The sequence below is a fragment of the Rhodanobacter humi genome (assembly GCF_041107455.1).
Taxonomy (GTDB): Bacteria; Pseudomonadota; Gammaproteobacteria; order Xanthomonadales; family Rhodanobacteraceae; genus Rhodanobacter_A.
On the sequence record NZ_JBGBPY010000001.1, the window covers coordinates 1,001,295 to 1,023,844 of the forward strand.

The following is a 22,550-nucleotide window of genomic DNA, read 5'->3' on the forward strand; positions in this document are numbered from 1 at the left end:
ATCATCCCGGCAGCTTGAAGTGCGCCACCGAACGCCGCAGATCGCTGGCCAGCTGCGCCAGCGTACCGATCGAGTCGGCTGTGCGGCTGGCGCCCTGCGAGGTCTGCGAGGTGATTTCCCGGATCGCGTTCATCGATTGCGAAATGTCCGTCGCCGCCGCCGACTGCTGGCGCGCCGCGCTGGAGATGTTCTGAATCAGCGCCGACAGATCGTGCGAGACGCGCTCGATGTCGCCCAGTGCGCTGCCGGCGTCCTCCGCCTTGCGCGCACCGGCCACCACCTCGGCGGTGGTCTGCTCCATCGAGTTCACCGCCTCGTTGGTATCGGACTGAATCGTCTGCACCAGGGTCTCGATACGCTTGGTCGCGCTGGTCGAGCGTTCGGCCAGTCGCTGCACTTCGTCCGCCACCACCGCGAAACCGCGGCCCGCCTCACCGGCCGAGGCCGCCTGGATTGCCGCGTTCAAGGCCAGGATGTTGGTCTGCTCGGCGATGTCGTTGATCAGTTCCACGATCGAGCCGATCTCCTGCGAGGACTCGCCCAGCCGTTTGATGCGCTTGGAGGTCTCCTGGATCTGGTCGCGGATCGAGTCCATGCCGGAGATCGTCTCGCGCACCACCTCGGCGCCGTGCGAGGCGATCTGCACCGAGCGCTCGGCCACGTCGGCCGACTCGGCGGAGTTCTTCGACACGTGGTCCAGCGAGCTGGCGATCTCGTTGATCGCGCCGGTCGCGGTGCTGATCTGCTGCGCCTGCTGCTCGGCCGCGTCGGCCAGGTGGCGGGCGGTGGTCTGGGTTTCCTGCGCCGACGAGGAGACCTGCTCGGAGGTCTCGTTGATCGTGGTCACCAGGGTGCGCAACTCGTCAATGGCGTAGTTCACCGAGTCGGCGATCGCGCCGGTGATCTCCTCGGTCACCGTGGTCTTCACCGTCAGGTCGCCTTCGGCCAGCGCGCCCATCTCGTCCAGCAGGCGCATGATCGCCTCCTGGTTGCGCTGGTTGAGCGAGGTGGACTCGGCGAAGCGGCGACGCTGGTCGCGCACCAGGCTGACCACCAGCAGCAGGGCGAACGCCACCGCGCCGATCGCGGCCAGCAGGCCCCACCACACGTTCGGAAACAGGCGGCGCAACGGCAGCTTGCCGATCTGCTCGGCGAGGTCGTTCGCGCGCAGCAGCACCGACTGCGAATCCAGCGAGGCCTTGTTGCCGGCCTGCTTCACTGTGGCGAGGTTGCCGGAAGCGGACACCAGCTTGGCCAGCGGATCGGCCAGCTTGCCCCAGTCGTCCTGCATGCCGGTGAGGATCTTGCGCGCATTGGCGTCGCCGATCGGCCGCACGCCGCTGCCCGGATTGCCCTCGATCAGGCCCTGCAGCACACTGCCATACAGCTGGGCGTCGCGCTGCAGGCCGTCGGCGGCCGCCTGGGCGTTGTCGCCGCCCTGCAGCACTTCCTGCACGCGGCGGATGATGCGGTCGGCCGACAGCATCTGGCGCGAGGTGCCGAGCATCTGCTCGGCACTGCCGTTGCGCTGCTGCAGGATGTTGACCACCTGGTCCATGCTGGAATTGAGCAGCGGCATCTGCTGCGACACGGCGGCCGCGCGCTGGCCGGAGTCGAGCACCACGGCCTTGTTCTGGAGGATCTTGCCGATGTCGCCGTCCAGCTGCTTCCAGGCGCCGTCCAGCGCGCTGGCCGCACGACCGACCGGTGAGGCGTTGTTGTCGGCATAGGCGTGCATGCCGGTGGCCGCATCACCCTTGTTCAGCTTGCGCACCGCCGAGTCGATCGCGTTGCGGGTGCTTTCCAGCTCCTTGTACGAATCGGCGTTGCCGTCGGACGACTCCAGCGCGAATTTCGCGGTCTGCTGCGACAGCACCTGGATCTGCGTGGTCAGCGCGACCGCCTGGCGGTCCTCGCCGTTCTTCACGTTGAGCTGCCAGAAATCCAGTGCCGCGAAGCCGATCGCGACCAGCAACAGGACAATGAGTGCGGTATTCCCACGCTCCTTGCCGACGCCCCCTGTAGTGCTCATGTTCACCTCGTCCGTCTACTTCACCGGATCGGCCCCGCCAGCCTGGGCGGGGACGGATCCTGGACCTGCCATCTTGGAGTTTCCGGCCCCTGGCGGCGCCGGACCTGCTGCATGCGACCGCCGCGGGATCAGGCCGCGGCCTGGCGGAAATCGGGCGCCCGCACCAGCCGGCCCATGTTGAATATCGCCATCTGCTGCTCCCCCTCGCCCACCCGCTGCTCGGCGAAACGCGCCAGCCGCGGATCGTCTTCCTGCCCGGCCGCACGGCGCTGCTCCGCATCCACCGTGCGCTGGCCGAACACCTCGTCGACCAGCAGCGCCACGCTGCCGCCGCCCTGGCGCACCACCAGCAGGCGGGCGCGGTCGGTCTGCGGCGTGCGCTCGTCGAACAGGAAACGGCCGAAATCCACCACCGGCATCAGGTTGCCACGCACGTTCGCCACGCCTAGCAGCCACGGCCGAGTGCCGGGCACCGCGGTGAGCGGCGGCATCGCCAGCAGCTCGTTGATCTCGCCGATCTCGCTGACCAGCATGCGCGGCCCCACGCGATAGCCGATGCCGCGCCACAGGCCCGGCGCGTCCATCCGCTCGCGGGTGTCCGAGGCATGCTCCAGCGACAGCCGCTCGTAGCGGGCCAGGATCTCGAACGGGGTGAGGCCGGCGGTCGCGTTCATGCCGCGCTCGACAGCAGTTGGTTGATGCAGGCGAGCAGCTCGCCCTCGTTCACCGGCTTGGTGATGAAGGCGCGCGCGCCCTGGCGCAGGCCCCACACCCGGTCGGTCTCCATCGCCTTGGTGGTGATCATCACGATCGGCACCTCGGACGTGGCCGGGTCGCGGGTGAGCGTGCGGGTGGCCTGGAAGCCGTTCATGCCGGGCATGATGACGTCCATGATGACCAGCGCGGGCGGCGTGCTGCGCACGCGCTCGATGCCTTCCTCGGCATTGCCGACGGAGGCGACTTGATGACCCGCGCGTTCGAGCAGCGTGGTGAGCACGCGCACGTCGGTCGGCGAGTCGTCGATGATGAGGATATCGGCCACAGGTTCCCCCGAGAATCTGCGGTCAGCGGCTGGGAACCGTACTGACATGGTGATGGATGGCGCCGAGCAGCTCGTCGCGCGTGAATGGCTTGGTGAGGTACTGCTCCGCGCCCACGACGCGGCCGCGTGCCTTGTCGAACAGGCCGTCCTTGGAACTCAGCATGATCACCGGGGTGCCGCGGAACTGCGGGTTGTTCTTGATCAGCGCGCAGGTCTGATAGCCGTCCAGCCGCGGCATCATGATGTCGACGAAGATGATGGCGGGCTTCTGGTCGGCGATCTTGGCCAGCGCCTCGAAGCCGTCCACCGCAGTCAGCACGTCGCAGCCTTCCTTCTTCAGCAAGGTCTCTGCCGTGCGACGGATGGTCTTGGAGTCATCGATCACCATGACCCGCAGGCCAGCCAGACCATTCGCGTTCGCGTTCAGATTCATTACTCCCCCCCTGTCACCCAAAAACGGGTCCAGGACAACCACCAAGACAGGCAACAAGCATGCCGCCGGTGCACATGACAAAACAAGACAAGCATCGCGATCCGCGACACCCGCTCTGCGGCGGGATGCACAGGCCTCGTTGTTTACTGCCTGCCTGTCAGCGCGTCAAGCAACATTCGCGTCGCGAGGGGCCCCGCGAGCGCGCAATGTGACCTTCACCGGCAGGCTTGAACCTTCCGCGGCACAGGGGGCGCTCCGATCAAGCCAGGGGCGGTGTGCAGGCTTGTCGCGACCGGCGGCGTGGGCGAACATCGTCCTTCCCGTCGCCGGCGCTCCGCGCCGCAAGACCTTTCGCGGAGAATCACGATGCCCCTCTCGGTCGCGGTGCTGATGGACCCCATCGGCGCGATCAAGCCGGCCAAGGACACCAGCCTGGCCATGCTGCTGGAGGCGCAGCGCCGCGGCCACACGCTGCACTATCTGGAACAGGGCGACCTGGCGTTGCGCGACGGCGCGCCGTGGGCGCGGCTGCGCCCGCTCGCGGTACGCGACGACGCGCACGACTGGTTCAGCCTCGGCGAGGCGCAGTGGCGCGACCTGCGCGAGCTGGACATCGTGCTGATGCGCAAGGATCCGCCGGTGGACGCCCAGTTCATCTACGACACCATGGTGCTGGAGGCGGCCCAGCGCGGCGGTGTGAACGTGGTGAACGACCCGCGCGCCCTGCGCGACTGCAACGAGAAGCTGTTCGCGCTGCAGTTCCCCGAATGCTGCGCGCCCACCCTGGTTTCACGCGATCTGGCCGAGCTGCGCCGTTTCGTGGCCGAACACGGCGAAGCGGTGCTGAAGCCGCTGGACGGCATGGGTGGGCGCGGCATCTTCCGCGTGAAGGCCGGCGACAGCAACCTGAATTCGATGCTGGAGACCCTGCTGGCCGGCGGCCCGCACGGCGAGGGCCGGCACTTCGCGATCGCGCAGAAGTTCATCCCGGCGATCAGCGCGGGCGACAAGCGCATCCTGCTCATCGACGGCGAGCCGGTGCCCTATGCGCTGGCGCGCATCCCGCAGGGCGACGAGTTCCGCGGCAACCTCGCCGCCGGCGGCCGCGGCGAAGGCGTGCCGCTCAGCGAGCGCGACCGCTGGATCGCCGCCCAGGTGGCGCCGGAACTGCGCCGGCGCGGCCTGCGCTTCGTGGGCCTGGACGTGATCGGCGATTACCTCACCGAGATCAACGTCACATCGCCGACCTGCGCGCGCGAGCTGGATGCGCAATTCGGGCTTAATATCGCGGGCCTGCTGTTCGATGCCCTCGAGCAGCGCCCTGCTGGAAGCCGCGCTCCGTGAGTTCCGCCGCTGCACGCCCTGCCGCCGACCCGATCGGCGCGACCCTGCTGTTCTCGCTGCTGCTGCATGGCGTGCTGCTGCTGGGCATCACCTTCCATTTCGCCAAGCCCACGCCCAGCCTGCCCACGCTGGACGTCACCCTGGTCAACGTGGCCAACCGCGAGGCGCCGGACCAGGCCGATTTCCTGGCCCAGGCGAACAACCGCGGCGGCGGCCAGAGCGAGCACGCGGCGCGGCCCTCGCAGCCGTTCTCCGGCGCCCTGCCCAAGCCCGATCCCGGCACGGCGATGCGGAACATCGACGCCGCCACGCCGCAGCCGCGCGAAGCCACGCCGCAGCGCATGGTCACCACCAGCGGCCAGAGCCGTTTCAGCGTGGCCAGCGACACCGCGCAGACCGAGGTGCCGCCGCAGGACGCGCCCAGCGCGCAGGAGCTGCGCCGCCAGCAGGAGATGGCCCAGCTCGCCGCCGAACTGCGCCACCAGACCCAGGCCTACGCCAAGCGCCCGCGCAAGAAATACATCTCGGCCAACACGAAAGAGTATGTCTATGCCGCCTACATGCGCGGCTGGTCCGACCGCGTGCAGCGGGTGGGCAACCTCAACTACCCGGAAGAGGCGCGCCGACGCGAGCTGCACGGCGACCTGCTGCTCACCGTGGGCATCAACCGCGACGGCAGCATCCACAGCATCGACGTGATCAGCAGCTCCGGCCAGCCGCTGCTGGACGCCGCCGCCGAGCGCATCGTGCGGCTGGCCGCGCCGTTCCCGCCGCTGCCCGCCGAGGCCAAGGTGGACGAGCTCTACATCACCCGCACCTGGCAGTTCCTGCCGGGCGGCGTGCTGCGGAGCAAATAGACCGCAACGCAACTGCCGACTCTTCACGGTACGGGCTTACAATGGGCGCATGAGCCGCACCGAACCGCCCACCCTCACCGGTCACTTCCTGATTGCCATGCCCGGGCTGGCCGAGCCGCCGTTCTCGCGCGGCGTGGCCCTGCTGTGCCAGCACAGCGAGGAAGGCGCGGTGGGCCTGCTGGTGAACCAGCTCTCGCAGTACCGCCTCGGCGACGTGCTGGCGCAGATGAAGCTGGAGTGCAGCGATCCCGAGCTGGCCGACGCACCGGTGCTGATCGGCGGCCCGGTGCAGCAGGAACGCGGCTTCGTGCTGCACCGCGAGCCCGGCCACTGGGAGTCCAGCTACCGCATCAATGCCTCGTGGTCGGTGACCACCTCGCGCGACATCCTGGTGGCGATGGCCGCCGGCGAGGGTCCGCGCCAGGCGATCATGGCGCTGGGCTACGCGGGCTGGGATGCCGGCCAGCTGGAACAGGAACTGATGGCGAACGCCTGGCTCACCGCCGAGGCCTGCGAGCGGGTGGTGTTCGACACCCCGCTGGAGGACCGCTGGAGCGCCGCCGCCGGCCTGGTCGGCGTCGACCCGCTGCAGCTTCCCGGCTACGCGGGCCACGCATGAGTTGTGCCTTCGGCTTCGACGTCGGCAGCAAGCTGATCGGCGTGGCGGTGGGCAATGCGCTCACCGCCAGCGCCCGCGCGCTCGCCGTGCTCGCGGTGCGCGACGGCGAACCGGAATGGCCGCAACTGGATGCGCTGCGCGGCGCATGGCTGCCCGACACCCTGGTCGTGGGCCTGCCGCTCACGCTGGCCGGCGAGGAACAGCCCGCCAGCCGGCGTGCCCGCCGCTTCGCCGCGGCGCTGCAGCAACGCTATGCCCTGCCGGTGGCGCTGGTCGACGAACGCCACAGCTCGCGGGAGGCCGCACGCCGCTTCGCCGCCGCCCGCGCCGCGGGCCTGAAGCGCCGCCGCGATGCAGCGGCGATCGACGCCGTGGCCGCCGCCGTGATCCTCGAACGCTGGCTCGCCGAACCCGCGCCCACTTCCGATCTTTCCACTCCCGCCGCCCCGCCATGACCACACGCCTGCGCCACCTCACCACGCTGGAACACCTGCCGCGCGCCAGCATCGAGCGCCTGCTCGATCGCGCCATCGCGGTGCGCGACGCTTGCGCCCACGGCACCCGCAAGCTGGACACGCTGGCCGGGCGCACCGTGCTCAACCTGTTCTTCGAGCCGTCCACGCGCACGCGCACCTCGTTCGAGCTGGCCGCGCGCCGGCTCGGCGCCGACGTGCTGAACTTCGACATCGGCTTCTCCTCCACCGCCAAGGGCGAGGCGCTGTACGACACCTTGCACACGCTGGAGGCCATGCACCTCGACGCGATCGTGGTGCGCCACAAGGTCTCCGGCACGCCGGAGGAACTGGTGCGCCACGCGATGAGCGGCGTGTCGGTGATCAACGCCGGCGACGGCAACCGCGCCCACCCCACCCAGGGCCTGCTCGACGCGCTGACCATCCGCCAGCACCGGCCGGATTTCGAGAACCTGGTGGTGACGATCTGCGGCGACATCCGCCATTCGCGCGTGGCGCGCTCGGACGTGCACGCGCTCACCGCGCTGGGCACGGGCGAGATCCGCCTCTGCGGGCCCGCCGCGCTGCTGCCGGAGGCCTCCGAGTTCCCGCAGTGCCGCTTCACCGAGGATTTCGACAGCGCGATCGAAGGCGCCAACGTGGCGATCATGCTGCGCCTGCAGAAGGAACGCATGGCCGCCACCGACCTGCCCGACGAGGCCGCCTACTTCAGCCGCTACGGCCTGGACAACCGCCGCCTCGCGCGCGCCGCCAAGGGCTGCCTGGTGATGCACCCCGGCCCGCTCAACCGCGGCATCGAGATCGCCGACGAGGTGGCCGACGGCGCGCAGTCGCGCATCCTCGAACAGGTGGCGAACGGCGTATTCGTGCGCATGGCGGTGCTGGCCGAGCTGCTGGCGCGCTGAGTGCCGCTCCCGTCGAGACACGACCGGCGCGACACGCATCACGCGGACGGCCGGATGGCCGTCCGTCTTGCACCGCAGCAAGCCGCAAAGCGGGCATAATTGTGCGCAGCGGCATCCACCATCGGGGAACACCATGCAATCGAGGACGCGCTTCATCGCGCTGGGACTGGCCTGCGTCGCACTGGCGGCCTGTTCACACAAGGACAAGAACGCGCCGCTGGCCTTCGTGCCGGCGGACACGCCGTACGTAGCCGCCAACCTGGCGGCGCTGGACGATGCCACGCGCCAGGCGCTGCTCGCCCAGGCCGACCTGCAGCTGCCCTCGCAGGTGGCCCAGATGGAAGCCTTCGCCACGCGCGAGCAGCCCAACGATCCCGATGCCGCGCGCCTGGTGCGCGCCTTCACCGCCGAACTCAAGGGCAAGACCATCGAGGCCTTCGCCCAGGCCAACGGCTTCGACCTCAAGGGCCGCTTCGCGCTCTACGGCGAGGGCATGGCGCCGGTGCTGCGCTTCGAACTGACCGACCCGAAGGCTTTCGAGGGCTTCGTGGGCCGGCTGGAAACCGCCTACGGCAAGCAGCTCGATACCGCCGCCATCGGCACGCAGAGCTACCGCAAGCAGTTGTTCCCCGCCTCCGGCACCGAGCTGGTGCTCGCCGTGGTCGGCAAGCAGATGGTGGCGGCGATCCTCCCGGCCGACGCCGCCACGCCGCTGCTGCGCCAGACCCTGGGCCTGGACCGCCCCGCGAAAAGCCTGCAGGACGACGGCCGCCTCGCCGCGCTGGCCAAGGACAAGGGCTACGCGAAGTGGCTGGTCGGCCAGCTCGACCTCACCCGCTCGCTGCCGCTGGTGATTTCCGGCAGCGACCCGCTGATCGCCGCGATCGAGCACGCCCACGCCGGCGCGGAATCCGCGAAGACCGGCGAGCCGGTGGCGAACCTGCTGAAGACCTCGCCGAGCTGCGCCCCCGAGGCCAGCCGCATCGCCGCGCGCGTGCCGTCGATCAGCTTCGGCTACACCCGGCTGGACGCGCAACACCAGGACGGCCGCCTCGACGTGGCGCTGGCCGACGACATCGCCAAGGCCTTCAGCGGACTCAAGGTGGAGCTGCCCGGCCTCGGAGGCGGCAGCGCGGCGCCGTTCGACCTCAGCCTCGCGTTGCCGGTGGTCGCGCTGCGCACGTTCTGGTCGGCCCAGGCCGATGCGGTGGCGGCCAAGCCGTTCACCTGCCCGATGCTGGTCGACCTCAACGACGGCTTCGCCAAGCTGGGCGAGGCGATGCCGAAGGCGGCGCTCCCGCCGTTCGGCAACCTGCTCGGCCTGCGCCTCGCACTCGACAGCCTGAGCGCGGACAAGACCAGCAGCCTGCCGAACTTCAGCGGCCGCGTGGTGCTCGGCACCAGCGACCCCAGCGGCCTGCTCGCCACCGGGCAGATGATGGTGCCCGCGCTGGCCAAGCTGAAACCCGCCGCCGGCGGCGCGCCGGTGGCGCTGCCGAAGGACATGGCCACCATGCTCGGCCAGCCGGCCTGGCTGGCGACTGGCGACAAGGCCCTCGCGCTCGGCATCGGTGCCGGCGAGGACGCCAAGCTCGCCGCCACGCTGCACGATCCGGCAGGCGGCCCCGGCCAGATGCTGCGCATGCACCTCTCCGGCGCGATGTACCTGGACTGGCTGAAGTTCATGGAGATGAAGTCCGACAGCCTCGCCGCCGCTGCCGCCGAGATGAGCAAGAGCGACGAGCCCACCATCAACGGCGACACCACGCCCGCCGACGAGGCCGCCCAGGCCGCCGCCGACGCCGCCCGTTCCAAGGCGCAGTTCACCGCGATGGAAGCCCAGGCGCAGCGCGTGGACAGCATCGACGCCGAGGCGCACGTGGACGACAGCGGCCTGGTGATCACCAGCCACACCACGTTGAAATAAGCCAAGCCACACGGCCTCAACGAAGAAGGCGCCCGATGGGCGCCTTCTTCGTTTCGATGAACCTGCAGGAGCGGGCCGCTTCCGGCGTTCCTTATGCGAATCAGCGCTGCAGCAAGCCGCCGCCGAAGTTGTCGCCGCCGCGGGTCTGCTCCACTTCCACGCCCTCCAGGCCCTGCGACAGCGTGTGCGCGTCGCCGCCCTGGGCCAGCTTGATGCGCAGGCGCACCTCGTTCGCGCTGTCGGCGTGGCGCAACGCGTCCTCGTAGCTGATCTCGCCGGCGTGGTAGAGCTCGACCAGGCTCTGGTCGAAAGTCTTCATGCCGAGCAGGGTGGATTCCTTCATCACTTCCTTCAGCTTGTGGATCTCGCCCTGGCGGATGTAGTCCTGCACCAGCGGCGTGCCCAGCAGGATCTCCACCGCCACGCGGCGCGCCTTGCCGTCCGGCGTGGGGATCAGCTGTTGCGCCACCACGCCCTTCAAGTTCAGCGACAGGTCCATGAACAGCTGCTCGCGGCGATCCGCGGGGAAGAAGTGCAGGATGCGGTCCATCGCCTGGTTCGCATTGTTCGCGTGCAGGGTGCACAGCACCAGATGGCCGGTTTCGGCGAACGCGATCGCGTGCTCCATCGTTTCGCGCGTGCGCACCTCGCCGATCATGATCACGTCGGGTGCCTGGCGCAGGGTGTTCTTCAGCGCGTTGTCCCAGCTGTCGGTGTCGATGCCGATCTCGCGCTGGGTGATGATGCAGCCCTCGTGCTTGTGCACGTATTCGATCGGGTCCTCGATCGTGATGATGTGGCCGGTCGAGTTCTGGTTGCGGTAGCCGATCATCGACGCCAGCGAGGTGGATTTGCCGGTGCCGGTGCCGCCCACGAAGACGATGATGCCGCGCTTGGTCATCGCCAGCTGCTTGATCACCGGCGGCAGGTTCAGTTCCTCGACGGTGGGGATCTTCGACTCGATCCGACGCAGCACCATGCCCACGCAGTTGCGCTGGTAGAAGCACGACACGCGGAAACGGCCCACGCCCTGCGCGGAGATCGCGAACTGGCACTCGTGGGTCTTCTCGAACTCCTCGCGCTGCGAGGGCGTCATCACGTTGAGCACCATGTCGCGCGACTGCTGCATCGACAGCGGGCTCTGCGTGATCGGCACGATGCGCCCCTGCACCTTCATCGACGGCGCCACGCCGGCGGTGATGAACAGGTCCGAGGCCTGCTTGTGCACCATCAGCTTGAGGAAGGAGGTGAAGTCGAATTCGCTCATGGTCTGGTCTCCTCCGGGAGACGCGAATCAGTGGAACGGCTGCGGTATCGTGATCTTGCCTGCCCGCGCCTAGCGGAACAGATCCTTGTTCTTGGCGTAACCATACGCCTCCTGGCGCGACACCTGGCCGCGCTTGACCAGGTCCTGCAGGCACTGGTCCAGGGTCTGCATGCCGAACTGCTGGCCGGTCTGGATCGCCGAATACATCTGCGCCACCTTGTCCTCGCGGATCAGGTTGCGGATCGCCGGCACGGCCACCATGATCTCGTGCGCCGCCAGGCGGCCGCCGCCGGTCTTCTTCAGCAGCGACTGCGAGATCACCGCGCGCAGCGATTCGGACAGCATCGAACGCACCATCGGCTTCTCGCCGGCGGGGAACACGTCGATGATGCGGTCGATGGTCTTGGCCGCCGAGCTGGTGTGCACGGTGGCGAACACCAGGTGGCCGGTTTCCGCGGCGGTCAGCGCGAGGCGGATCGTTTCGAGGTCGCGCAACTCGCCCACCAGGATGAAGTCCGGGTCTTCGCGCAGCGCCGAGCGCAGCGCCTCGTTGAACCCGTGCGTGTCGCGGTGCACCTCGCGCTGGTTGACCAGGCACTTCTGCGAGGTGTGCACGAACTCGATCGGGTCCTCGATCGTGAGCATGTGCCCGTATTCGTTCTTGTTGATGTGGTCGACCATCGCCGCCAGCGTGGTGGACTTGCCCGAGCCGGTCGGGCCGGTCACCAGGATCAGGCCCTGCGGCTGCTCGATCAGCTCCTTGAACACCTTCGGGCAGCCGAGATCCTCCAGCGTGAGCACCTCGGAGGGAATCGTGCGGAACACTGCGCCGGCGCCGCGGTTCTGGGTGAATGCATTGACGCGGAAACGCGCCAGGCCCGGGATCTCGAACGAGAAGTCCGTCTCCAGGAATTCCTCGTAATCGCGCCGCTGCTTGTCCGACATGATGTCGTACACCAGCGAATGCACCTGCTTGTGTTCCAGCGGCGGGATGTTGATGCGGCGCACGTCGCCGTCCACGCGAATCATCGGCGGCAGGCCGGCGGACAGGTGCAAGTCCGAAGCCTTGTTCTTCACCGAGAAGGCAAGCAGTTCGGCGATATCCATCTGTGGTTCCCCTCGACCCGTCGTCGGATGCTGTGGCGATGGCTGCGGCGGAAAGGCGAGGTGCGGTCGCCGCGCGCGTTGCACGCATGCGACCCGGCCATCCGGCTCCCCCTTGCAGCGAGCCGATACTACTCGCGGCACGGGGCGCGCGGCCAGCCTTCGCGGCGGTTTGCGCACTTCGTCACCGAAACCGCCACGACGCACGGCGGCACGGCCTCCGGTAAGGTATGCGGCCGTCTCCTCCATCCAGGATTTTCCCCATGACACGCATCGCCTTCATCGGCGGCGGCAACATGGCCCGCAGCCTGATCGGCGGCCTGCTCGCCACCGGCCATGCGGCCGCCGACATCCGCGTGGCCGACCCGCTGGCCGAAACGCGCGAACGGCTGGGCCGCGACTTCGGCGTGGCCACCTTCGCCGAGAACCGGCTCGCGGTGGCCGACGCCGACGTGATCCTGCTGGCGGTGAAGCCGCAGGCCATGCCCAAGGTGCACGGCGAACTGCGCCACGCCCTGCAGGGGCGGCGACCGCTGATGATCTCGATCGCCGCCGGCGTGCGGCTGGACCAGCTCGAACGCTGGCTGGGCGCGCTGCCGATCGTGCGCTGCATGCCGAACACCCCGGCGCTGATCGGCGCCGGCGCCACCGGCCTGTGCGCGAACGGACGGGTCAGCCCCGCGCAGAAGGCACAGGCGCAGCACATCCTGGCCGCCGCCGGGCTCACCCGCTGGATCACCGACGAGGCGCTGATGGACACCGTCACCGCGCTGTCCGGCTCCGGCCCCGCCTACTTCTTTGCCCTGGTCGAAGCGCTGGAAGACGCCGCCGTGGCGCAAGGCCTGCCGCGCGACACCGCCCGCGCGCTGGCCGCGCAGACCTGCCTCGGCGCCGGCCGCATGCTCACCGAAAGCGGCGAAGACCCCGCCGAACTGCGCCGCCGCGTCACCTCGCCGAACGGCACCACCCAGGCCGCGCTGGAAAGCTTCGCCGCCGACGGCCTGCCGCGCATCACCGCGCGCGCCGTCGCCGCCGCCACCCGCCGCGGCGCGGAACTCGCCGCCGCCCTGGATCAGGAATCGCATTCGTGAGCTACCTCCTCAACGCCTTCGCGCTGCTGGTCGAACTCGCCTTCGACGCCGTCGCCACCCTGTTCCTGCTGCGCGCCGCCGCCGAAGCCTGCCGCGCCGACTTCCACAACCCGCTCAGCCAGTTCATCTACCGATACACCAACCCGGTGCTGGCGCCGATCCGCCGCGTGCTGCCGAACTGGCGCCGCATCAACCTCGCCGCCCTGCTGGTGGCGTGGCTGGCGATGCTGCTGAAGCGCCTGGTGCTGTTCGCGCTGATGGGGCTGCTGCCACACGTCCTCGGCCTGCTCGTGCTGTCGCTGGCCGAGCTGCTCGACTTCACCCTGCTGTTCTACCTGGTGCTGGTGTTCGGCTGGTCGCTGATGAGCATGTTCGCCCCCGACCAGCGCCAGCCGCTGCAGCGCTTGCTGAGCGTGATCGTCGATCCGCTGCTGCGGCCGCTGCGGGGGCGGCTGGTGGTGGGGATGATCGACTTCTCGCCGACCGTGGTGATCATTGGTTTGCTGCTGGCGCGGATTTTGGTGGCGGCGCCGTTGCTGGATCTCGGGATGCGGTTGGCGGTGGTGGGCTGAGCCTATGTGCTCCCCTCTCCCGCTTGCGGGAGAGGGGCTGGGGGAGAGGGGCTCTGCTCGCTCGTTTCGCACGTTTCAAAGCAGTTTCGTGCGCCTGCCGGCGCCCGAGTTACTTTTCTCTTGCGTGGCCAAGAGAAAAGTAACCAAAAGAGAAGGCCACCCCGGTTGGCGCTTTCCGTCCGTCCATGGACGGAAAGTCCGTGAGGCGGTGCCGGGCTTTTCGAGCGGACTCCTGTCCGCGCGAAAAGGCGTTGCCTTCCCTGGCAACGCCCGCTGCGCGGCCTGATCGTCCCCACCTCACCGCCGCCCAGGCCCCGGAAAAGCAGCGCGCATCCTGCGCGCCAGAAGCAAAGCACTGACACACCGCGACACTGACGCGGCGTGCATATCGGAGCTTTTGAGGCGATAAAACATATCTACCTCGTTTCGCGCGATACGCACGCCAGCATGTGCATGGCTGCCAGCAGGAAGAGCTGGCCAACCCTCTGTCAGCACGCAGGATTCCCTCACTTGACGCTGGAACTTCGGCGATGGAGCATGGAGTGCATATGCCCCGATGCGGGGTCTACTAAACGTTAGCTGAAACACAAGGGGGTTCGCAATGAAAGGCCTCACATTTGCGCTGTGTTTACTTATTTCCACAACTTCCGCATTTGCGAACGACTTCCCTTCGAGTCAATGGAAAAGCAGTGAGCTCTCCCTCTTCGAGCTTGTACAGAGCGGTTACAACATCGTCGCAGTAACAAACGATCCGAATTCTGGCGAGACCTTTTTTCTTCAAAAAAGCGGCAGCGCGTACAAGTGCGCGGAGGTTCATGCCGACGATGTAAAAGCGAGAAAATTTGTCGCGCCATTCAACTGCTGGGAGCTAGTAAAGCCTTATGTCGCGTCTCTGCCCAAGTAGCGGGCTCGCGTCAGCTAACCACTCGTTCAAGGCGGACGGCTACGCCGCCGCTTAACTCCAGCGCTAGGCCTCAGCGAGACTTGACCCATGAGATGTCTGCTCGTTCTACTCTTGACGCTCATTCCGCTCGCTCACGCGGACGAGACTTTCAGCACTTCGCCGCTGGATGCCGAAGTTGCTGCAAATGCCTACGCGCGCGCAACCGGACTTTCTCCGATTGAAGCGGCTGGAGGCTTTGAGCTACGTGTGTGGACACAGGATTACATGACTGGGGCGGTTGCGGGTACCGTAATTTTCCATGACACCCAGAAATCGTTCGAAAGCAGCTCATCTTACAATGACGGCAATATCACTATAAAAGCGGCACGGCTGAGCAAACCGAGGCCCGTAACGAAGTTAGCAGAGTTGAAGGAACTCGTTGCTAAGCTGGAGCCTTACGACAAGGCCTTCATATCGTGCGGCGTGATGGATGGCGGATCAGTTCTCATAGATGCCGCGATAAACGGGCACACAATTACATTTGAAGTCGCAAATCCTCAGTTTTGTAAAGATAAAGCGTCTCAAACTATTGTAAATATTCTAGACATTCTTGCGCGCCCCTAAATGGCCCTAAATGGGGCGGAGGCAATTAATCTTCGCGCTCTCGCAGCCGCGCAGCGGCTGCGCCCGAGTGCGCGCTGGGAGCGCGCTGCTTTACCCGGGGCCCCTATGGCGCGGCGGGTGGGTGGAGGAAAGTCCGCAGGATGGCCCGCACGGATGCGGGCCAGTTTTTCGCCGGGACAGGAGTCCCGTCGAAAAACCCCGTAACCCGCCCGCGTACCCGGAAGGCAGGATGCCTGGAGGGCGCGCCATCGGGGTGCCATTTCTCTTTGGCTACTTTCTCTTTGGGCACGCAAAGAGAAAGTAGCTCGGGCGCCGGCAGGCGCACGAAACCGCTTTGTCGCTTGCGTAGAAATTCACCGAGCGAGTCCTTCGACTCCGCTTCGCTACGCTCAGGACGAACGGGGTGAACGGGCCGAACGAAGCAAACAAAACGAACAGTTAACCCGCAACCCTCGCGTGTCGAATCGACCACCGCGTCAGTACTGCGCGCTCAATGCCCCAACACCGTCACCGTGACCCTGCGCTGATGCGGGTCGCGACGATGCTCCCACAGGAACAACCCCTGCCAGGTCCCCAGCTGCGGTTTGCCGCCATGCACCGGCACCACGAGGCTCACACCAGTGAGCACGGCGCGCACGTGGGCGGGCATGTCGTCGGGGCCTTCGGCGTCGTGCTGGAAGATCGCGTCGCCGTCGGGCACGGCGCGCGCCAGCCAGCGTTCGAGATCCTCGCGCACGGTGGGGTCGGCGTTCTCGCTCAGCAGCAGCGAGCAGCTGGTGTGCGCGGTGAACACGTGGGCGATGCCGAGCTGCACGCCGCTGGCGGCCACCACGTCGGCGACCTGGTTGGTGATTTCGGTGAAGCCGCGGCCGCGCGTGTGCACCGTGAAGCCGTGTTGTCCTGCATGTTCGGCGGGCACGGAACGGCTCATGGCACGACTCCCCTCATGGATACAGCAGTCGGTGCGTCCAGGTCTGGCCGTGCCGGCTCCAGCGCACGCGCTCGTGCAGGCGGAACTCGGCGCCGTACCAGAACTCGACCGTGTCCGGCTCGACCAGGTAGCCGCCCCAGTGCGGCGGACGCGGCACGTCGCGGCCTTCGAACTCGCGCTCGTAACGGGCCACGCGCTCGTCGAAGCTCTGGCGGCTGGGCAGGTTCTGCGACTGCAGCGAGGCCCAGGCGCCGAGCTGGCTGCCGCGCGGCCGGGTGGCGAAGTAGGCGTCGGATTCCTCCGCCTGCAGCTTGCGCGCCACGCCTTCCACGCGCACCTGCACGCCATGACGCAGCTGCTTCCAGTGGAAGCACAGCGCCACCTGCGGATGCGCCGCCAGCTGGCCGCCCTTGTCGCTGTCGTAGTTGGTGTGGAAGCGCAGGCCGCGCTCGTCCACGCCCTTCAGCAGCACGATGCGCGAGGCGACGCGGCCGTCGGTGTCCACCGTGGCCAGGTTCATCGCGGTGGGCTCGGGGTCGCCGGAGGCCTTCGCCTCCTCCAGCAACTGCCGGAAAGTGTCGAGAATTTCGGGGCTCAGCATGGCGGCGAAACTTTTCCCTTGAATCGTGGCGCGCGCGCGCCATCATGTCGCGGATGAAACCGGCACATCTTAACCCAATCCCCCACCCCGCCCGGGTCCACGGCCGGCTGCGCCCACCCGAAGCGGAAGCCCGCCGATGAGCATGCCCAAGCCGCATCCGCCGGCGCCAAACGCCTCGCTGGCCGGCCATCTGCTGGACCAGTACGCCGGGCGCATCGCCCGCTCGCGGCGGCCCTACATCATCGGCCTGTCCGGCCTGCAGGGCAGCGGCAAGAGCACGCTGGCGCGCGAGATGAAGGCGCAGGCCGAGGCGCGCGGCTGGCCCACCGAGGTGCTGTCGCTGGACGATTTCTACTATTCGCGCAGCGAGCGCGAGCTGATCGCCCAGCAGATCCATCCGCTGCTGCGCACCCGCGGCGTGCCGGGCACGCACGAGATCGAGCTGCTGCTCTCGGTGCTGGCCGCGCTGCCGCAGGCCTCGGAGAAATTGCCGGTGACGTGGCCGCGCTTCGACAAGGGCCGCGACACGCGCATGCCGCCCTCGCGCTGGCCGCGCGTCGTCCGGCCGCCGCGGCTGGTCATCGTGGAAGGCTGGGCGCTGGGCCTCCGGCCGCAGTTGCAGTCCGAACTCGATGTGCCGGTGAACCGGCTGGAACGCGAGGAGGACGCCGACGGCAGCTGGCGCCACTGGGTCAACAAGCAGCTGCGCGGCTACCAGCCGCTGTGGCGCAAGTTCGACGCGCTGATCGTGCTGCAGGCGCCGAACTGGGACGTGGTGCGCCGCTGGCGCGGCGAGACCGAGGAAGAACTGCTGGCGCGCCATGCGCCGCTGGCGATGGACGCGGCCACGCTGGAGCGCTTCCTGCAGCACTACGAACGGCTCAGCCGTCATGCACTGGCCACCCTGCCCGCGCTCGCCGACAGCGTCGTGGAATACGACGACGACCGGCACATGACCGGGCTCACGCATTCGTGACGTTTTGCTCCCCTCTCCCGTCGGGAGAGGGGTCGGGGGCGAGGGTTCGGCTGACTCGAAATACAGCAACCGTCTTGCCTGATGCCGGGAAAGTGCTTCCTGCACTTTCCCGGCTCGTCCGGCCCAGCAAAGCCGGGCCGGACGAGCCGGGCAATCGCCGTGGCGATTGCCCTGCGTGCGATCCATCCGTGGATCGCGTGTAACAGGCCGCAGCAGCGGCCTGTTACACCGGCTCCACCTGCACCGCCGTGCCGTAGCTCAGCACCTCGGTGACGCCCTCGGCCACGTCGTTGGCGTCGTAGCGCATCGCAACCACCGCGTTCGCGCCCATCGCGGCGGCGTGCTGCAGCATCAGCTCGAACGCCTCTTCGCGCGCCTTCTCGCAGAGTTCGGTGTAGATCGTGATGTTGCCGCCCACCAGGGTCTGCAGCGCGGCGCCGATGTTGCCCACCACGCTGCGCGAACGCACGGTGATGCCGCGCACGATGCCCAGCGTGCGCGTGACGCGGTAACCGTGCAGCTCGTTGCCGGTGGTGACCATGCCGTGCGGAATCGGGAAACTGGCCATGCGGGTTCTCCTCGATGGAAAGACGGACCGCTCAAGTATCCAGCAGCGCCGCGTAGCCGTCGCGTGCGTCGGGCCACCGCGGCACCCAGCCGCTGGCTCGCAGGCGGGCGTTGCTGAGCCGCTTGCTGCCCACGCCGGTCGGCGGCGGCCCCTCGGCGGGCAAGGGCGCGTCGACCAACTGGGCAAGGAAGTCGTACAGCTCGTCCAGCGGCAGTGGTGTGTCGTCCACGCCCAGGTACAGCGGCGCGGGTGACGGCAGGCGCAGCAGGTGCACGATCGCCGCCGCCGCGTCGTCCACATGGATGCGATTGGCCCAGTGCGGCGCCTCGCGCGGCACGCGCACCGCGCCGGCGCGCAGACGCTCGACCAGCTGCAGGCGACCCGGCCCGTACAGGCCAGCGAGGCGCAGCACGGTGGAGGGCACGGGCTGCACGGCCAGCCATTGCTCCGCCTCCAGCAGCAGCGCGCCGTTGAAACCCGGCGGCGCGGGCGGCGTGGCCTCGTCCACCCAGTCGCCGTCGTGCTCGCCATACACCGCGCTGGAGGACACCAGCAGCACCTGCCGGAGCGCGCGCCCGTCCAGCGCTTCCAGCAGCAGGCGCAGGCCGTCCACGAACAGCGCGCGGTAGGCCGCCTTGTCGCGCGCCTCCGGCGCGGGCAGGTAGACCAGCCGCGTGATGCCGGCGGGCAGGCCAGCCAGGGTGTGCGGCGCGGTGAGATCGGCGCCCAGCCAGCGCAGGCCAGGCGGACTCCCCGGCGGCGGCCGGCGGCGCAGCGCCCACACCTCGTCGCCCTGCGCGAGCAGACGCGCGGCCACGCGCAAACCCAGATCGCCGCAACCGGCCAGCAAGATTCGTTCAGCCATCCAAACACCTGTAAGAGCCTGTTCGCGATCTCCGCATGACCCGCGCCGGGAGCTGTTTGCGCGCAGGCCAAGGAAGAACGAGGAAGTGGACGTCCGTCCACGACCGAGTGATGACGCCGGCATGGGGGCAAACAGACCCGGCCCTTCGGGTTGCCTTGCCGTGGCCGCCAGGCGGCAGCACGCGGCTTGGCTTGCCAACCAGGCAAGCGCTGCGCCTCGTACCACCACCTGACGACCACGGCAAGGTAACGCGAGCCATGCGGAGATCGTGAACAGGCTCTAAAGTGACGGGATGAACCCGTCGCGCAACCTGTTCCTGATCGGCCCGACCGGCGCGGGCAAGACCTCGGTCGGCCGACGCCTCGCCGCGCATTATGGCCTTGCCTTCGTGGATCTCGACCACGAGATTGAGCGACGCACCGGCACGGATGTCGCCACCGTGTTCGCCGTCGAGGGCGAAGCCGGCTTCCGGCGCCGCGAGAGCGCGCTGCTGGACGAGTTCAGCGCGGGCGACGACGTGCTGCTGGTCACCGGCGCCGGCGCGGTGCTGGCTGCCGACAACCGCGCCCTGCTCGCCACCCGCGGCTACGTGCTGTGGCTGCAGGCCGGCGTCGAGCAACAGCTGGAGCGGCTCGCGCACGATCACCAGCGCCCCTTGCTGGCCGGCACGGATCGCCGCACCCAGCTCGAGGCGATGGCCGTGATCCGCGAACCGCTGTACCGCGAAACCGCCGACCTCGCGTTGCCCGCCACCCACGGCATCGCGGCAATCTGCACCCAGGCCATCGTGCTGATCGACCGGCACTGGCAACGCCACTCCCTCCCCACGCCCTCGCCCGCCGCATGAACGCAAGCAGCCCCACCACCATCGACGTCACCCTCGGCGAGCGCAGCTACCCGGTCTGGATCGGCCGCGGCTTGCTGGGCGACAGCACCCGCTGGCGCGCACGCCTGCGCGGCCGCCATGCGCTGGTGGTCAGCAACACCACGGTGGCGCCGCTGTACCTGGAACGCGTGGCGCAAGGCCTGGCCGGCCTCGCGTGGGCCAGCTTCCAGCTCGACGACGGCGAGGCGCACAAGAGCTTCGCGAACGTGGAGCGCGTGCTGGAAGCGCTGGCGAAACTCGGCGCCACCCGCGACGCCTGCGTGATCGCGCTGGGCGGCGGCGTGGTGGGCGACCTCGCCGGCTTCAGCGCGGCCTGCTGGATGCGCGGCATCGACTTCATCCAGATGCCCACCACCTTGCTGGCGATGGTGGATTCCTCGGTGGGCGGCAAGACCGGTGTGAACCTGCCCGCGGGCAAGAACCTCGTCGGCGCCTTCCACCAGCCGCGCGCGGTGGTGGCCGACATCGATACGCTGGCCACCCTGCCCGATCGCGAATACCGCGCGGGCCTCGCCGAAGTGGTGAAAGGCGCGGCGATCGGCGACGAACCCTTCTTCGCCTGGCTGGAAGCCCACGCCGACGCGCTGGCCGCCCGCGACGAGGCCGCCGTGATCGAGGCGATCGCGCGCAAGGTGGCGTACAAGGCCGGCGTGGTGGCGCGCGACGAGACCGAACAGGGCGAGCGCGCCCTGCTCAACCTCGGCCATACGTTCGGCCACGCGCTGGAAACCGCCGGCCGCTACACCACCTTGCTGCACGGCGAGGGCGTGGCCGTCGGCATGCTGCTCGCCGCGCGGCTGTCCGAGCGGCTGGACATGAGCGCGGCCGCCGACACCGCGCGCCTGCAGCGCCTGCTGGTACGCATCGGCCTGCCCGTGGCGATCCCGCCCGGCATGGACGCCGAACAGTTGCTCGCCCTGATGCGGCTGGACAAGAAGAACACCGCCGGCACGCTGCGGCTGATCCTGTGGTGCGGCATCGGCAAGGCCGAGATCGTGGCGGGCGTGAACGAAAACGACGTGCTGGCCGTGCTGCGCGAGGCTACTGCGTAGGAGCGCACCCTGTGCGCGAATACCCTGGTGCCAATCGGAGCAAAAGCATTCGCGCACAGGGTGCGCTCCTACAAAGCCCGCGGCTCGCCTGTAAACTGTGGATCCCGGCTCACGCACGACGCCACGGACGCCATGCGCCTCTACCTGCAAAACCTGCCCGGCAGCGCCGAGCCGCCACGCTACGTCCAGATCGTGCTGGAACAGGATCTGCTCGGCGGCTGGACGCTGTACCGCGAGACCGGCCAGCAGGGCGGCAAGGCCACGCTGCGCCGCGAGCAGTTCCTGGAGCGCGACGCGGCGATCGCCGCGTTCGAGAAGGCGCGCGACGCCCAGCTCAAGCGCGGCTACCGCCTGATGTTCGCCCAAGGCCTGGAAGGCCCCTACGGACGATGAAATGACTGCAGTGTTGAAGAACGATCGCTTCCTGCGCGCGCTGCGGCGCGAACCCGTCGACACCACGCCGATCTGGGTGATGCGCCAGGCCGGCCGCTACCTGCCCGAGTACCGCGCCACGCGCGAGCGCGCCGGCAGCTTCATGGGACTGGCGCAGAACCCCGAGTTCGCCTGCGAGGTGACGCTGCAGCCGCTGGAACGCTTCGACCTCGACGCCGCGATCCTGTTCTCCGACATCCTCACCATCCCCGACGCGATGGGTTTGGGGTTGTCCTTCGCCCATGGCGAAGGCCCGCAGTTCGCGCGCCCGGTGCGCAGCGCCGCCGACATCGCCAGGCTCGCCGTGCCCGACATGGACGGCGAGCTGCGCTACGTGACGGATGCGGTGCGGCTGATCCGCCAGGAACTCGCCGGCCGCGTGCCGCTGATCGGCTTCGCCGGCAGCCCGTGGACGCTGGCCTGCTACATGGTGGAAGGCCAGGGTTCGCGCGACTTCGCGCGGCTCAAGGCGTTGTGCTGGAACGAACCGAAGCTCGCGCACCAGCTGCTCGACGTGCTCGCCCGCAGCGTGGCAGTGTATCTCGCCGCCCAGGCCGCGGCCGGCGCACAGGCGCTGATGGTGTTCGACAGCTGGGGCGGCATGCTCGGCCCCGCGCCGTTCCGCGAATTCTCGCTGCGCTACCTGACGCAGATCGTCGCCGAACTGAAGGACGACGCGCATGCACGCGAACTGCCGGTGATCCTGTTCTCCAAGGGCGCCAACGCCAGCCTCGCGGCGATGGCCGATTCCGGTTGCGCCGCGCTGGGCGTGGACTGGACGATCGACCTCGCCGACGCGCGCCGCGCGGTGGCCGGCAAGGTGGCGCTGCAGGGCAACCTCGATCCGGCGATCCTGCGCGCAAGCCCCGAGGTGATCCGCCGCGAAGCCCGTGCCGTGCTTGACAGCTACGGCAATCATCCCGGCCACGTGTTCAACCTCGGCCACGGCATCACGCCGGAAGTCGACCCCGAGCACGTGCGCGTGCTGGTGGACGAGGTGCATGCCTACGGGCGGACATTGCGCGGCGAGGGTACGGCACGTATCTGAGCAACCGGGACCGAGGGG

The 22,550-nt window shown here is 68.5% G+C and carries 25 protein-coding genes; 15 read left to right on the top strand and 10 right to left on the bottom strand.

Going from position 1 to position 22,550, the window contains the following annotated elements; translation table 11 throughout:
• Nucleotide 1: 1 nt before the first annotated feature.
• The 4 genes from AB7878_RS04570 to AB7878_RS04585 all read right to left on the bottom strand — a co-directional run bounded on the left by AB7878_RS04570 (nt 2) and on the right by AB7878_RS04585 (nt 3,507).
• Nucleotides 2-2,032, bottom strand: a complete 2,031-nt coding sequence (locus AB7878_RS04570; protein WP_369493217.1) for a methyl-accepting chemotaxis protein — start codon at nt 2,030-2,032, stop codon at nt 2-4.
• Nucleotides 2,033-2,160: 128 nt separating this feature from the next.
• Entirely contained in the window at nt 2,161-2,706 is a 546-nt protein-coding gene (locus tag AB7878_RS04575; RefSeq protein WP_369493218.1) for a chemotaxis protein CheW, read from the bottom strand.
• A complete protein-coding gene (locus AB7878_RS04580; RefSeq protein WP_369493219.1) occupies nt 2,703-3,074 on the bottom strand; it encodes a response regulator in 372 nt (123 codons plus the stop codon). Before AB7878_RS04580 ends, AB7878_RS04575 begins: the two co-directional genes overlap by 4 nt.
• Nucleotides 3,075-3,096: 22 nt before the next feature.
• Nucleotides 3,097-3,507 carry a response regulator gene (locus tag AB7878_RS04585; RefSeq protein ID WP_077484853.1) on the bottom strand — a complete coding sequence of 137 codons (411 nt, stop codon included), beginning with the start codon at nt 3,505-3,507 and terminating at the stop codon, nt 3,097-3,099.
• A gap of 366 nt (nt 3,508-3,873) precedes the next feature.
• On the opposite strand from AB7878_RS04585, the gene gshB reads away from it, so the two are divergent.
• From gshB to AB7878_RS04615, 6 genes are all read left to right on the top strand, one after another.
• Complete coding sequence (gene gshB / locus AB7878_RS04590; RefSeq protein WP_369493220.1) at nt 3,874-4,851, top strand: glutathione synthase; 978 nt, start codon at nt 3,874-3,876, stop codon at nt 4,849-4,851.
• Nucleotides 4,848-5,708: an energy transducer TonB gene (locus AB7878_RS04595; protein WP_369493221.1), complete on the top strand. Its 861-nt coding sequence runs from the start codon at nt 4,848-4,850 to the stop codon at nt 5,706-5,708. Before gshB ends, AB7878_RS04595 begins: the two co-directional genes overlap by 4 nt.
• Before the next feature lie 49 nt (nt 5,709-5,757).
• Nucleotides 5,758-6,327: a YqgE/AlgH family protein gene (locus tag AB7878_RS04600; RefSeq protein ID WP_077484858.1), complete on the top strand. Its 570-nt coding sequence runs from the start codon at nt 5,758-5,760 to the stop codon at nt 6,325-6,327.
• Nucleotides 6,324-6,782 carry a Holliday junction resolvase RuvX gene (gene ruvX, locus AB7878_RS04605; protein ID WP_369493222.1) on the top strand — a complete coding sequence of 153 codons (459 nt, stop codon included), beginning with the start codon at nt 6,324-6,326 and terminating at the stop codon, nt 6,780-6,782. Before AB7878_RS04600 ends, ruvX begins: the two co-directional genes overlap by 4 nt.
• Nucleotides 6,779-7,705 carry an aspartate carbamoyltransferase catalytic subunit gene (locus AB7878_RS04610; protein WP_369493223.1) on the top strand — a complete coding sequence of 309 codons (927 nt, stop codon included), beginning with the start codon at nt 6,779-6,781 and terminating at the stop codon, nt 7,703-7,705. The genes ruvX and AB7878_RS04610 overlap by 4 nt, the downstream gene beginning before the upstream one ends.
• A gap of 133 nt (nt 7,706-7,838) precedes the next feature.
• Nucleotides 7,839-9,632: a hypothetical protein gene (locus tag AB7878_RS04615; protein ID WP_369493224.1), complete on the top strand. Its 1,794-nt coding sequence runs from the start codon at nt 7,839-7,841 to the stop codon at nt 9,630-9,632.
• A 100-nt stretch (nt 9,633-9,732) separates the two neighbouring features.
• Here AB7878_RS04615 and AB7878_RS04620 read toward each other — a convergent pair whose 3' ends face one another.
• Nucleotides 9,733-10,899: a PilT/PilU family type 4a pilus ATPase gene (locus AB7878_RS04620; protein WP_077484864.1), complete on the bottom strand. Its 1,167-nt coding sequence runs from the start codon at nt 10,897-10,899 to the stop codon at nt 9,733-9,735.
• 69 nt (nt 10,900-10,968) lie between these two features.
• Nucleotides 10,969-12,006, bottom strand: a complete 1,038-nt coding sequence (locus AB7878_RS04625) for a type IV pilus twitching motility protein PilT (RefSeq protein ID WP_369493225.1) — start codon at nt 12,004-12,006, stop codon at nt 10,969-10,971.
• Nucleotides 12,007-12,266: 260 nt separating this feature from the next.
• Here AB7878_RS04625 and proC point away from each other — a divergent pair, with 260 nt between their 5' ends.
• From proC to AB7878_RS04645, 4 genes are all read left to right on the top strand, one after another.
• Nucleotides 12,267-13,094 (top strand): pyrroline-5-carboxylate reductase, encoded by an 828-nt coding sequence (gene proC, locus AB7878_RS04630; protein WP_369493226.1) that lies wholly within the window; start codon nt 12,267-12,269, stop codon nt 13,092-13,094.
• Nucleotides 13,091-13,666, top strand: coding sequence for a YggT family protein (locus tag AB7878_RS04635; RefSeq protein ID WP_369493227.1), 576 nt, complete (start codon nt 13,091-13,093; stop codon nt 13,664-13,666). Before proC ends, AB7878_RS04635 begins: the two co-directional genes overlap by 4 nt.
• A 601-nt stretch (nt 13,667-14,267) precedes the next feature.
• Nucleotides 14,268-14,570 carry a hypothetical protein gene (locus tag AB7878_RS04640; protein ID WP_369493228.1) on the top strand — a complete coding sequence of 101 codons (303 nt, stop codon included), beginning with the start codon at nt 14,268-14,270 and terminating at the stop codon, nt 14,568-14,570.
• A gap of 87 nt (nt 14,571-14,657) precedes the next feature.
• On the top strand, nt 14,658-15,173 hold the full coding sequence (locus tag AB7878_RS04645) for a hypothetical protein (protein ID WP_369493229.1): 516 nt from the start codon (nt 14,658-14,660) through the stop codon (nt 15,171-15,173).
• Nucleotides 15,174-15,663: 490 nt separating this feature from the next.
• Here the strand turns inward: AB7878_RS04645 and AB7878_RS04650 are convergent, their stop codons facing one another.
• Nucleotides 15,664-16,104 (bottom strand): secondary thiamine-phosphate synthase enzyme YjbQ, encoded by a 441-nt coding sequence (locus AB7878_RS04650; RefSeq protein ID WP_369493230.1) that lies wholly within the window; start codon nt 16,102-16,104, stop codon nt 15,664-15,666.
• 13 nt (nt 16,105-16,117) lie between these two features.
• Entirely contained in the window at nt 16,118-16,705 is a 588-nt protein-coding gene (pdxH, locus tag AB7878_RS04655; protein WP_369493231.1) for a pyridoxamine 5'-phosphate oxidase, read from the bottom strand.
• 136 nt (nt 16,706-16,841) lie between these two features.
• Between pdxH and AB7878_RS04660 the strand changes: the two genes are divergently transcribed.
• Entirely contained in the window at nt 16,842-17,681 is an 840-nt protein-coding gene (locus AB7878_RS04660; protein WP_369493232.1) for a kinase, read from the top strand.
• A 223-nt stretch (nt 17,682-17,904) separates the two neighbouring features.
• Here the strand turns inward: AB7878_RS04660 and AB7878_RS04665 are convergent, their stop codons facing one another.
• Together AB7878_RS04665 and AB7878_RS04670 are read right to left on the bottom strand one after the other, a co-directional pair.
• Nucleotides 17,905-18,249 (bottom strand): YbjQ family protein, encoded by a 345-nt coding sequence (locus AB7878_RS04665; RefSeq protein WP_369493233.1) that lies wholly within the window; start codon nt 18,247-18,249, stop codon nt 17,905-17,907.
• A gap of 31 nt (nt 18,250-18,280) precedes the next feature.
• The gene (locus AB7878_RS04670; RefSeq protein ID WP_369493234.1) at nt 18,281-19,114 is read right to left on the bottom strand and encodes an NAD-dependent epimerase/dehydratase family protein; all 834 of its coding nucleotides are present in this window, start codon (nt 19,112-19,114) and stop codon (nt 18,281-18,283) included.
• A gap of 292 nt (nt 19,115-19,406) precedes the next feature.
• Here AB7878_RS04670 and AB7878_RS04675 point away from each other — a divergent pair, with 292 nt between their 5' ends.
• The 4 genes from AB7878_RS04675 to hemE all read left to right on the top strand — a co-directional run bounded on the left by AB7878_RS04675 (nt 19,407) and on the right by hemE (nt 22,532).
• Nucleotides 19,407-19,961, top strand: a complete 555-nt coding sequence (locus AB7878_RS04675; RefSeq protein WP_369493235.1) for a shikimate kinase — start codon at nt 19,407-19,409, stop codon at nt 19,959-19,961.
• Entirely contained in the window at nt 19,958-21,052 is a 1,095-nt protein-coding gene (gene aroB / locus AB7878_RS04680; protein ID WP_369493236.1) for a 3-dehydroquinate synthase, read from the top strand. The genes AB7878_RS04675 and aroB overlap by 4 nt, the downstream gene beginning before the upstream one ends.
• 132 nt (nt 21,053-21,184) lie before the next feature.
• Entirely contained in the window at nt 21,185-21,445 is a 261-nt protein-coding gene (locus AB7878_RS04685; RefSeq protein WP_369493237.1) for a hypothetical protein, read from the top strand.
• Between the two features lies 1 nt (nt 21,446).
• A complete protein-coding gene (hemE, locus tag AB7878_RS04690) occupies nt 21,447-22,532 on the top strand; it encodes a uroporphyrinogen decarboxylase (protein ID WP_369493238.1) in 1,086 nt (361 codons plus the stop codon).
• The last annotated feature ends 18 nt before the right edge of the window (nt 22,533-22,550 follow it).

Excerpts from the sequence above, each read along its gene's own strand:
- AB7878_RS04625 (WP_369493225.1), bottom strand. The coding sequence starts at position 12,006 with ATGGATATCGCCGAACTGCTTGCCTTCTCGGTGAAGAACAAGGCTTCG.
- AB7878_RS04640 (WP_369493228.1), top strand. The coding sequence starts at position 14,268 with ATGAAAGGCCTCACATTTGCGCTGTGTTTACTTATTTCCACAACTTCC.
- hemE (WP_369493238.1), top strand. The coding sequence starts at position 21,447 with ATGACTGCAGTGTTGAAGAACGATCGCTTCCTGCGCGCGCTGCGGCGC.
- pdxH (WP_369493231.1), bottom strand. The coding sequence starts at position 16,705 with ATGCTGAGCCCCGAAATTCTCGACACTTTCCGGCAGTTGCTGGAGGAG.
- AB7878_RS04575 (WP_369493218.1), bottom strand. The coding sequence starts at position 2,706 with ATGAACGCGACCGCCGGCCTCACCCCGTTCGAGATCCTGGCCCGCTAC.
- AB7878_RS04585 (WP_077484853.1), bottom strand. The coding sequence starts at position 3,507 with ATGAATCTGAACGCGAACGCGAATGGTCTGGCTGGCCTGCGGGTCATG.
- AB7878_RS04670 (WP_369493234.1), bottom strand. The coding sequence starts at position 19,114 with ATGGCTGAACGAATCTTGCTGGCCGGTTGCGGCGATCTGGGTTTGCGC.
- AB7878_RS04615 (WP_369493224.1), top strand. The coding sequence starts at position 7,839 with ATGCAATCGAGGACGCGCTTCATCGCGCTGGGACTGGCCTGCGTCGCA.
- AB7878_RS04650 (WP_369493230.1), bottom strand. The coding sequence starts at position 16,104 with ATGAGCCGTTCCGTGCCCGCCGAACATGCAGGACAACACGGCTTCACG.
- proC (WP_369493226.1), top strand. The coding sequence starts at position 12,267 with ATGACACGCATCGCCTTCATCGGCGGCGGCAACATGGCCCGCAGCCTG.
- AB7878_RS04665 (WP_369493233.1), bottom strand. The coding sequence starts at position 18,249 with ATGGCCAGTTTCCCGATTCCGCACGGCATGGTCACCACCGGCAACGAG.
- AB7878_RS04600 (WP_077484858.1), top strand. The coding sequence starts at position 5,758 with ATGAGCCGCACCGAACCGCCCACCCTCACCGGTCACTTCCTGATTGCC.
- AB7878_RS04685 (WP_369493237.1), top strand. The coding sequence starts at position 21,185 with ATGCGCCTCTACCTGCAAAACCTGCCCGGCAGCGCCGAGCCGCCACGC.
- AB7878_RS04610 (WP_369493223.1), top strand. The coding sequence starts at position 6,779 with ATGACCACACGCCTGCGCCACCTCACCACGCTGGAACACCTGCCGCGC.
- gshB (WP_369493220.1), top strand. The coding sequence starts at position 3,874 with ATGCCCCTCTCGGTCGCGGTGCTGATGGACCCCATCGGCGCGATCAAG.
- AB7878_RS04620 (WP_077484864.1), bottom strand. The coding sequence starts at position 10,899 with ATGAGCGAATTCGACTTCACCTCCTTCCTCAAGCTGATGGTGCACAAG.
- ruvX (WP_369493222.1), top strand. The coding sequence starts at position 6,324 with ATGAGTTGTGCCTTCGGCTTCGACGTCGGCAGCAAGCTGATCGGCGTG.
- AB7878_RS04675 (WP_369493235.1), top strand. The coding sequence starts at position 19,407 with ATGAACCCGTCGCGCAACCTGTTCCTGATCGGCCCGACCGGCGCGGGC.
- aroB (WP_369493236.1), top strand. The coding sequence starts at position 19,958 with ATGAACGCAAGCAGCCCCACCACCATCGACGTCACCCTCGGCGAGCGC.
- AB7878_RS04645 (WP_369493229.1), top strand. The coding sequence starts at position 14,658 with ATGAGATGTCTGCTCGTTCTACTCTTGACGCTCATTCCGCTCGCTCAC.
- AB7878_RS04660 (WP_369493232.1), top strand. The coding sequence starts at position 16,842 with ATGAGCATGCCCAAGCCGCATCCGCCGGCGCCAAACGCCTCGCTGGCC.
- AB7878_RS04570 (WP_369493217.1), bottom strand. The coding sequence starts at position 2,032 with ATGAGCACTACAGGGGGCGTCGGCAAGGAGCGTGGGAATACCGCACTC.